Origin of the sequence: Asticcacaulis sp. (assembly GCF_020217185.1) — a bacterium.
Taxonomy (GTDB): Bacteria; Pseudomonadota; Alphaproteobacteria; order Caulobacterales; family Caulobacteraceae; genus Asticcacaulis.
The window spans coordinates 1-10000 of sequence record NZ_JAIWNX010000035.1; the positions used below are offsets into that span (position 1 = coordinate 1).

Annotated in this window: 7 protein-coding genes, 1 tRNA gene and 1 pseudogene; 4 read left to right on the forward strand and 5 right to left on the reverse strand. The window is 62.2% G+C overall.

Translation table 11 applies throughout. The annotated features are described in order from the left end of the window. Nucleotides 1-580: 580 nt before the first annotated feature. A tRNA-Ser gene (locus LDL37_RS01650) sits at nucleotides 581-672 on the reverse strand. Between the two features lie 209 nt (nucleotides 673-881). Between LDL37_RS01650 and LDL37_RS01655 the strand changes: the two genes are divergently transcribed. The 4 genes from LDL37_RS01655 to LDL37_RS01670 are packed head-to-tail and all read left to right on the forward strand — an operon-like array spanning nucleotide 882 to nucleotide 5609. Then, on the forward strand, nucleotides 882-2459 hold the full coding sequence (locus LDL37_RS01655) for an exopolysaccharide biosynthesis polyprenyl glycosylphosphotransferase (RefSeq protein WP_290793363.1): 1578 nt from the start codon (nucleotides 882-884) through the stop codon (nucleotides 2457-2459). Nucleotides 2460-2464: 5 nt separating this feature from the next. After that, nucleotides 2465-3928, forward strand: a complete 1464-nt coding sequence (locus tag LDL37_RS01660; protein ID WP_290793366.1) for a lipopolysaccharide biosynthesis protein — start codon at nucleotides 2465-2467, stop codon at nucleotides 3926-3928. Then, nucleotides 3925-4842 (forward strand): glycosyltransferase family 2 protein, encoded by a 918-nt coding sequence (locus LDL37_RS01665; protein ID WP_290793369.1) that lies wholly within the window; start codon nucleotides 3925-3927, stop codon nucleotides 4840-4842. The genes LDL37_RS01660 and LDL37_RS01665 overlap by 4 nt, the downstream gene beginning before the upstream one ends. After that, nucleotides 4842-5609 carry a polysaccharide deacetylase family protein gene (locus LDL37_RS01670; RefSeq protein WP_290793372.1) on the forward strand — a complete coding sequence of 256 codons (768 nt, stop codon included), beginning with the start codon at nucleotides 4842-4844 and terminating at the stop codon, nucleotides 5607-5609. Before LDL37_RS01665 ends, LDL37_RS01670 begins: the two co-directional genes overlap by 1 nt. A gap of 189 nt (nucleotides 5610-5798) precedes the next feature. Here LDL37_RS01670 and LDL37_RS01675 read toward each other — a convergent pair whose 3' ends face one another. The 4 genes and pseudogenes from LDL37_RS01675 to LDL37_RS01690 form a co-directional block, all read right to left on the reverse strand. Then, nucleotides 5799-7100: an O-antigen ligase family protein gene (locus LDL37_RS01675; RefSeq protein ID WP_290793375.1), complete on the reverse strand. Its 1302-nt coding sequence runs from the start codon at nucleotides 7098-7100 to the stop codon at nucleotides 5799-5801. Beyond that, complete coding sequence (locus tag LDL37_RS01680; RefSeq protein ID WP_290793378.1) at nucleotides 7100-7816, reverse strand: transcriptional regulator; 717 nt, start codon at nucleotides 7814-7816, stop codon at nucleotides 7100-7102. The genes LDL37_RS01675 and LDL37_RS01680 overlap by 1 nt, the downstream gene beginning before the upstream one ends. 139 nt (nucleotides 7817-7955) lie before the next feature. Further along, nucleotides 7956-9464, reverse strand: coding sequence for a Wzz/FepE/Etk N-terminal domain-containing protein (locus LDL37_RS01685; protein ID WP_290793381.1), 1509 nt, complete (start codon nucleotides 9462-9464; stop codon nucleotides 7956-7958). A gap of 305 nt (nucleotides 9465-9769) precedes the next feature. Beyond that, nucleotides 9770-10000, reverse strand: a pseudogene (locus LDL37_RS01690) (ammonia monooxygenase); the annotation flags it as partial.

Here is a 10000-nt window from a genome sequence, read left to right on the forward strand (position 1 = left end):
TAATTATTAAATAATTGTAATTTTGCAACACACTCTAAAATTGTGTCGCTAATAAAGTAAATTACAAGGTTATTTTCTTGTTGAATTAATAAAGAAATTTGGTATTTTTAATACGCATACCGTATACGACAATCGTTTTCATTAAAAATTTGTAATTGTGCAGCGCAGCATAACCTCATCGCCCATGAAGCGAACCCGCGACGGGAGATTCAATCTTCTGAGGGAACGACGCTTTCCCGGAAGCGTGCCACGGGGTGCCTCAAGTTCGTCTGGGTCAGACCCCAGCTATATCGGCATCGGATATAATTGCGATACATATGAGAGGTCGAAGGGGCCTGTATCCAAACAGCCAAGCAGGCAGATTGCTGAGCACAAAACTTGGCTTTCACAGACGATCAGAAAAGACGTGAATGGAGCGATCTTTTAAAAAGATATGGCGAAAGCGATGGAATTGGCTGCGCTGCGCTCCGCCGAAACGCCGCCTGACGGCGGCGTTTTCGAACCCAGGGTTCGAAGTCCCGGACAGCTTTCGATCTTCGGGCCACTAAAAAAGCCAGCCCTTCGGGGCTGGCTTTTTTAGTGGCGGAGACGATGGGATTCGAACCCATGGTACCCTTTTAGGGGTACGCTCATTTAGCAAACGAGTGCCTTCAGCCTCTCGGCCACGTCTCCGCACTAAGGGTTCACTTAGCCTGACTTGTCCCAAATGGCAACGGGCAATCCAAGCCCCCCTCTGGAAAAGTGTGAACATCGTCGCATCGGCCGAAAATCACGATTTGCCTTATGGAAAAAGGGCTTGCGTTAACGGTTATCTAAACGCCGTGTGGCAGGGTGTCGGCGAAACCGCCTCAGATGATCCCCAAAGGACACCCCAAACGGTCATGACAGACGCACGCACAGGCGCCACCGCCGAAACGCTTACGCCCCCCGCCGCCCCTGACCGGGTGACGGGCGAAAAGGCCTTGCGCGTTCAGGGTTTGAGCCAGAGCCGTAAGGCCGAGGCCCCGGCCGATCACCGCCGCGGACCGTTCCGCCCTGAGCGTCTGGTGCCGCTGCGTGAGCGCCGCGCCAATGAAGCCTATGCCTACCTCTTCCGTTTCAGCGACCTGCTGCTGATCGCGGGCGTCAGCCTGTTTGTGGCGCAGGGCCTGTCGTCGCGCGGCTGGCAAGGGGCGCTGGCGGCTGACATCCTGCCGCTGCTGGTCGCTGCCGTCAGCCTGTGCTGGAGCCTCAAGAGCTTCGATCTCTACGTCTATCGTCGTCAGGAGCGCCTGAGCGGGCACCTGCTGCGCGTGCTGGCCGCCGTGACGCTCAGCCTGATCGCCGGCTTTGCGACGGCGGGCCTCAGCGGTCGTGCCGACCTGCTGATCCCTGTCTTTGGCCTGTGGGCTGTTGGCGTGTGGCTGGGTCTGGGGGCGCTGCACGGCGCATCGTTTGGGTTGGTCGCGCGCTGGCGGCGCAAAGGCTTCCTGACGCCCAATATCGTCATTGTGGGTGCCACGCGCGACGCCAAAATCCTGATCGAAGCGGCGCTGGAACGGCGCGATGTCAATATTCTGGGCATTTTCGACGACCGCCTGTCGCGCGCCCCCGGTGACGTCTGTGGCGTGCCGGTGCTGGGCGATACCGAGGCGCTGCTGTCGCACAAGATCACGCCCTATGTCGATAGGGTGGTCGTCGCCGTCGATCCATCGGCGCGCGCCCGCGTCGAAGGCCTGATCCGTCGCCTGAGCCTCCTGCCCAATGCCGTGTCGCTGCTGGTCGATGTCGATAGCGAGGCCGGGCGCAAAACCGCTCTGGACCGTCTGTCTGAACAAAGCCTGAGCGCCAATGGCGTCGGACCGTCGGACGCCCACCGCACCCTGCACAAACGGCTTCAGGACGTCGTGATCGGCACCCTCGCCCTGCTGATCTTCGCCCCGGTGATGGTCGTGGTCGCCCTGCTGATCAAGCTGGACAGCCCCGGCCCGGTCTTCTTCCGTCAGCGCCGTCACGGCATGAACAACGAAGTGATCACTGTGTGGAAGTTCCGTTCCATGCGCATCGAAGCGGCCGACCCGACCGCCGCGCGTCAGGTGTCGCGCGACGACGACCGCGTCACCCGCGTCGGGCGCTTTATCCGCAAGACCAGCCTCGACGAACTGCCGCAACTGTTCAACGTTTTGCGGGGCGATATGTCGCTGGTCGGGCCGCGCCCGCACGCCATCGGCATGAAGACCGGCGACGCCGATTCTGCCAAGCTGGTGACCGAATACGCCTGGCGGCACCGCATAAAGCCCGGCATGACCGGCTGGGCCGCCATCAAAGGGTCACGCGGCGCGCTGGAAAACGCCGAAGACGTGCGCCGCCGCGTGCAACTCGATATCGACTATATCGAACGCCAGTCCTTCTGGTTCGACCTGTACATCATGGCCATGACGGTGCCCTGCATCCTTGGCGACCGCCACGCCGTCCGGTAAGGCCGATGTTCTGGAAAGGCCTGTGGGGATACCTTCCCGCCAATCTGTTGCAGGGGTTGATCGGGTTTGCCACCCTGATCACCTTTACCCGCCTTCTGTCGCCCGATGACTATGGCCGCTATGCGCTGGCCTTTGGCGTATCGAGTCTTGCTCAGACCCTGTGCTTTACCTGGATCGAAGCGGCCATGGCACGCTTTTATCCGTCGGAATCGCGCGAAGACCCCGAAGCCCCGGCGCTGTATGGCACGCTCTATCGCCTGTTTGCGGGGGTGACTGTGGTGTTTGCCGTCGTCTGCGCCGCCGGTCTGTGGCTGTGGCCCGCGCCGGAGGCGCACACGCAGGCACTCAAGCTGGCCATTGGCTGCGGGCTGGGCGTCGTCGTCTTCCGCAGCCTGATCAAGATGGTGCAGGAACAGCGCCGCTCCGAAGGGCGCGTCGGCACCGCCTCGACGCTGGATATGATCCAGACCGTCGGCGGGTTTGCTCTCGGCGCTCTGTTGGCGTGGGCCGGTTTAGGGGGCGGCGCGCCGCTGCTGGCCGCCGGGATCGTGGCCGCCGCCTGTCTGCCGTTTGTCGCCCGCGAAGACTGGGGCCGCGCGCGCAAGGGGGCCTTCGATGCCGCCCGTGCCCGGCAGTACGCCCATTACGGCCTGCCCGTTTCGGCCAGCCTGATCCTCACCCTGGCGCTCTATACGGTGGACCGCTTTCTGATCGCCGGCTTCCTGTCCGAAGCCGAGGCCGGGGCCTATCACGCGGGCTATAGCCTCGCCTCGCGCATCCTCGACGTGCTGTTTTTGTGGTTCGGTGCCGCAGGTGGCCCGGCGCTGGTGCACGCGCTGGAAAGCGGCGGTCCCGACGCCCTGAAAGCTCACGCCCGCGATCAGTTCCGCGTCATGGCGCTGGTGCTGTTTCCGGCGGTCGGCGGGCTGATCGCCGTCGAAGCGCCGCTGGCTCAACTATTGATTGGCGAAGGCCTGCGCGCACAGGCCCTCAGCGTCACCGCCCTGATCAGCGTCGGTGCCTTGCTGTCGGGCTTTAACACCTATTATTTCCTTCAGGCCTTTACCCTGTCAAAAAAAACAAAACTTTTGACCGTGGCCATGGCCATTCCGGCCATTGCCAATGTCGGACTGAACCTGTGGCTGATCCCGCTTTACGGTCTGTGGGGGGCCGGTCTGGCGACCGCGCTGAGCTTTGGCATTGGGCTGATCGGCTCGTGGGCTCTGGGACGCCGCGCCATCGCCCTGCCCGTGCCGTGGCGTGACCTGATGCTGACGGCCGCCGCCACCTTGGTGATGGTCCTGTGCGTGCGGCTGATCCCCGCCTTTGGCGGTATCGTTGAACTGGTACTAAAGGGCGTGACCGGCGTCGTGGTCTATGCCGTGCTGGCTCTGGCCCTGAACCTCAACGACGTCCGCGCGCACAGCCAACGCTTCCTTAAACGCTTTGGGTTAGGGTCGGCCGCATGACCGCCACCGTCGTCACCAATGCCGCCTATGAAGCCGCCCCGCCACCGCGCCTGTCGGTGCTGATCCCCTTCTATAAGGAAAGCCCGGCCACCCTGCTGCGCGCCCTGACGCCGACGCCGGGGGTGGAGATCGTGCTGCTGGATGACGGGTCCGGGCAGCTCGAACTGACGCAAGAGGTGATGTCAACGATTGATGAGATCACCCTGCCCGTCACCTTCCTCAGCCTGACGCACAATGAAGGCCGGGCGCGCGGGCGCAACCGCCTGACCCAAGCCGCGCGCGGCGATTATTTCCTGTGCCTCGATTCCGACATGCTGCCCGATGCGCCGGACTTCCTGACGCGCTGGCTTGAGGTGATGGAGGACCGGCCTGCCGTGGTGTTTGGCGGCTTTTCTCTGCTTCAGGCCCCGATGGACAAACGCTTTGCCATCCACCGCCTGATGGCGACCAAAAGCGACTGCCTCGATGCCGCCACCCGCGCCCTGATGCCGGAAAAATACGTCTTCACCTCGAACCTGCTGATCCGCCGCGACGTCTTCGCCGCGCAGGATTTCGACAACCGCTTCACCGGCTGGGGCTGGGAAGACGTCGAATGGGCCATGCGCGTGGCGCAGCAGTTTGGCGTGCAGCACATCGACAACCCCGCCACCCATCTGGGGCTCGACACGGCGGACACCCTGATGCGCAAGTATGAGCAATCGGTCGGCAACTTCGCCCGCGTCATAGACAAACACCCACAGGTCGTCGCCACCTATGCCAGCTACCGCGCCGCGCGCCTGATCCGCAAACTGCCCCTGCGCGGGGCCCTGCGCGCCACCTTGCGCGGCGTGATCCGCAGCGAAGCCCTGCCGCTGAAGGCCCGCGCCTTTGGCCTGCGCCTGTACCGCGCCGCCCTTTATTCCGAGGTCGTCTGATGAGTTATGCCGAAGCCTACGCCGCCGACCGTTCGCTGTATGGCAAGCTGCGCCGCCGCGCCTCAAAGCTGCTGTTCCGCAAACCGGCGCAGTTGAAAGGGCTGGCGAAGCCCCTGCTGACCTTTTCGTTCGATGACGCCCCGCAATCGGCGGCCATTGCCGGGGCAGGCATATTGGAGCGCCACGGCTATCGCGCCACCTATTTCATCTCCGCGGGTCTGATGGGGCAGGACAGCCATTTCGGCCCCTACACCACCGCCGCTCAGATCGCCGCCCTGAACGCGCGCGGCCATGAGATCGCCTGCCACACCCTGATGCACATCGACTGCGGTCAGGCGAAGGGTGCCGACATTGCTTTAAGCGTGGACGAAAATCAGAAGCTCATTCAATCGCTTGGCGTTCCGACTTCAACCACCTTTGCCTATCCCTATGGCGATGTGTCGCCGCAGGCCAAGGCCGTGCTGGGCGACCGCTATCGCTCATCGCGCGCCCTGCACCACGGCCTGATCCGCTCCGGCAGCGACCTCAATCAGGCCCCGGCCGTCGGCATCGAAGGCGACAACGGTGAGCGGCTGGCGCTGGAGTGGATGGCGCAGGCGCTCAAAACCCCGCAAAGCTGGCTGGTTCTCTACACCCACGATGTGCGCGAAAACCCGTCGCCCTGGGGCTGCACGCCGGAGACGCTGGAGACACTGGCCACCGCCGCCCAGACGCTCGGCTTTGAGGTCATCACCTATGCCGAAGGGGCCCGCCGCGCAGGCGGGTAAGGCGTTCCACGGCTGCATCCTTTGATGCTCAGTTTTGGAAACCACAGATTACACAGATTTGGCGCTTCGCGCCCTTGAATATGCGCCCCACGGAAGGCGTGTGAACCGGGGCATAATCTGTGAAATCTGTGTAATCTGTGGTGACTCTTCAAACGCCCACCACACAAACACACCCGGTTTGTGGTTATTTTAATCGTACAGCCCGCGTCTTGGCCGCGCAGGCGCAACGGGGGCCGCAACCACCGGCCCATCGCCCGGCAGGGCCAGCTTGACGATAATCAGCACGATCAGGCACCAGCGGATGTCGTTCCAGCCGATAGCGATGCTCTCGGTCAGGCTCATCAGCGAATAGACGGTGATAAACGGCAGGGCGAAATAACCCCCGTCACCGCGATAGGTGCGGTAAAAGGCCTTCAGCCACGTCTCGATAAACACCAGCGCCCACACGGTCAGGCCGACATAGCCCAGCGCCAGCCACACCTCGTACCAGCACGAATGGGCGTGATAGGCGCGAAAACCCGCCACCTCGGTGATCCAGCGCAGCGGGGTCCACTCCCCCTCGGTGGACCACACGACGCCGTAGCCATAGCCGGTAACCGGCTGTTTGTGCATCACAAAGTCGATCCCGGCCCAGATATTGGTGCGCCCGGTGAGCGTCGCGTCCTTACCCAGCAGGTGAAACAACTGGTCCGGCATCAGAATGACAAAACTACCCACCGCCAGCAGTACGCACACCGCAACCCAGGTCAGGAACACCCCCAGAAGCGGCCCGCGCCGCGATAGCCAGACAAAGGCCATCATCCCGGCCCCCAGAATGAGCGCCAGCAGCGAGGTCTTGGAGGTGGACATCAGCACCAGAAACGCCGCCCCGCCCGCTGCGGCAAACCACAGCCAGCGGCGTTTGGGCACCTGAATCCCCGCGGCCAGACAGGCCAGAAAGCCGACATCCATCACGGCCCCCAGATTGTTCTTTTCGGCAAAGACCCCGCGCCACGCCCCGACGAACAGCTCAGTCATGCGCCCCTTGTCCGGGAACACAATGGCCATGACAAACGACCCGGCAATCAGGATCAGATAGGTGACCGCGATCACCTCGATCAGCCTGCTCCACGAAAAGCGCGCGGCGATGACATAGCCGGCCAGACAGGTCATGGCGAAGGCCACAAAGCGGCGCAAGGTGGCTGACGGGTCAATCGACCACAGGTAGGACGCCGCGCACAGCAGGATCAGCGTGACCAGCAGCGGCGTGCGGATCACGCCCGCCAAGACCGACTTCCACGTCAGGGCCAGAAGCACCAGCGCGCACAGGTAAACCGGATAATAGATATTGCGGATAATGGCCCCGGCCATGGGCGACTGTTCGGTCGAATAGCCAAAGATGGGCGACACCCACCCTTGCGAAAACATGAACAGGATAAACACCGCCAGACCGAAAGACAGCCACTGCCCGTCCCAGTCCTCCCGGATGCCACGGAGGATATCGCCAACCATCAGCCGCGCGCGACCTTGCGCCTCGCCGGCGGGGCGGCGGTACGGCTCTTGTTATAGACCATGCCGAGCAGACGGCCGCCCACCTGTTCAATCTCGGTTTTCAGCGCCACGCGGGCGTCGATGTCGCCCTCGCCTTCGCTGACCACCAGCACCACCCCGTCCACCAGCGGCGCCAGTTTCAGCACGGCATCCGAACGGTCAAAGGCCGGGGCATCGACCACAATGGCCTGAGCATGGGTGCGCAGGGCCTGCCAGTAGGAGGATTGCTCAAACAACCGCGCCTTTTGCCCCGGCAGCAGCAGGTGGTCGCGCAGGCGCGTCACCCACAGGCGCTTGTCCAGAAAGGGCCGTGCGATCAGGTAGTGGCTGTCGGGCACAGGCTGACCCTGCGGGTCCAGCGCCTTCGGCGACAGGGCAAAGAAGACCGAGCCATCGGGAGAGGCCGAGGATACCGGCCCCGGCGGGCCAAAGCGCGTGGGCTCCTCCAGTAAGGCCTCAAGCTGCGTCTGCTGCCGCAAGTCGGCATCGACCAGCCACACCGGGCGTTTGGCAAAGGCCGCTTCGCAACGCGCATATTCGCGCGCCACGGTCGAGACGCCTTCGCCACCGCAGGCCGACACGAACAGGAGGGCGCGCCCACGGCCGCTCCCGGCAGCCTGCGAACCGCCCCTGAGCGCCGCCATCAGATCGGCCATTTCCCGCGTCAGATCGACCATAGAACTCAATATGCAATGTATGCGAATCGCGCCTTTACGCGCCTGCTGATACCATAAGCCGTTTTGGATCAGAAACCTATGGGTTGAACGCGACCCTTTTCTGACAAAGGTCTGTTTCGGGGGCCTGTTTCGCGAGGGTTTATTTGGCTCTGGCTTGCGCCAGTACCGGCAGGCCCAGCGTCTTTGAGGCCATGTCGGCGCTCAGGAAACCCTTGCGCAGGAAGACGCGCGCCAGCCCGGCACACAGGGCCGTGAACCCCCCGAACAGGAAGGCCAGAATGAAGACCGGCTTTTGCAGGCTCTTGGCCTTGTCCGGCGGGCGGGCGCGGTTGACGACCCGCACCGTGTCCTGCGCCTTTTCGGAGATTTCACGCGCCGCCTGGGTTTCCTGAATCCGCTGGGTGAAGGTGGCGATATTGGTCTGCAAGGCGTTACGTTCCGTCGCCAGGCTGTTGTATTCGGCCTCCATGCCGACCAGCGACTGAAGCTTTTGCGTCACCTGATCCGCCTGCGCCTGAAGCTGCGTGCGGCGGCCAGAGGTCGCAGCGATTTCCGCCTCCAGCGTCAGCTTGTCGGTCAGGAGTTGCTGATAGATGGGGTTGACCCCGATACGGTGTTCCTTCTCGCCGATGGCGCGGCCTGAGGCCTGCATCGTCTCCAGCGCCCGGATCTGCTCATCGAGGTCGCGCACCGCCGGGGCCGCCGGCGTATAGCGCGTCAGAAGCTCGGCCCGCTGCTGCTTCAGGGCCAGAATCTTCGACGGCACGCTGAGGTCCAGTTGCCGCTCGGTGCTCATTTCCGGCGCCTGTTGCCCCAGCCGCGCCGTAATGGCCGACAGACGCGCCCGCGCCGTAGCCAGCCCCGCATCGGCCACATAGATTTCCGACATAACCGTGTCATAGAGCTTGGTATAGGTGGCCTTGGCCGCCTGAAAATCCCCCACCCCGTTGCGCAGCAGGAAGTCTTCATAGGTCTGGTCCGCCTGACGCAGACGCCGGTCAAAGGCCGCCTTCTGGTTCTCCAGCAGGGGCGCGGTGACGTCCATGAACACTTCGTGGCGATAGGTCTGGTAAAGATCAATAAAGGTATTGAGGATCAGGGCGGCGGCCAGCGGGTCCTTGTGCGTAAAGCTGAGGCGCACAATATTGCTCTGGGGTGCCGTTTCGGTCTTCAGGCCGCTCAGCGTCCTCATCACCCGCGTATCGGCCTGCGCGCGCTCGGTTTCGTTGCGCGGCGTGAAGGTCTTGGGAAAACTCGGATCAATAGCGTGGTAGCCCAGCTTTTCGATCACGCGGTGCTTCAGTTCGGCGGAGTTGAGGATTTCGACTTCCGACTGCACCACTTCGTCGATGGTGGCGATGGCCCCGCGCGCCGCATCCCCGGCCGCAGGCACATACACATAGTCCTGCCCCAGTTGCATCAGCAGCGACGCATCGGCCGTGTAGCTCTTTTTCAGGGTCATGGCAAAACCGGCGCCCACGCCGAAGATAATGGCAAAGACCAGCAGCATCAGCCACCATTCGCGCAGCAAAAGGCGCAGCATGTCATCGACATCGTAGGCATAACGCCGCCGCACGGGCGCGCGGGTGGCCCGGCGCTCACCGCCTGTGCTCTCCATCTCTTCGCTGTAAACGCCCTGCGCGCGCATTCAGCCCTAAACCCCTTCACATCACCTGGTTCTTTGTATGCCAGGGAAAACCATGATTCGGACGCTGTGCCTCCGATCTATCTGTGGGGAGTTTCTATCCGAGGCATTAACCAACCGTTAAATTTAATGAATTGCGATACTTATAGATTTCAATGATTTAGCATTTATGTCACTTCCGACTTACATGTTAATTTCAACGCCAAGTCGGAATGTGAAAAAACAAAGCAATAACGCATTCAAAACACCAAGACGCCATGTCGGAATTGAACGCAAAAAGCCCCGCCGAATGATCGACGGGGCTTTTGTCATTCGCAGGGCGGAAGATTGATAGTCTGCCCCGCCTTGTCGTGGCTACAGTCGGATAAAAACTCTATCCGTCCGTCGGTCACAAAGGAATGACACCGGACGCAATTCAGGTCCGGAAATTCATCCCTATCTTCCCAGGTACACCAGCACCCGCCGCCGTCATAGTGCGCGCAATGATGGCCGCAGGTATAGAGGATGGACGGCGTGAAGGTAGGGCGCACCAAATCACC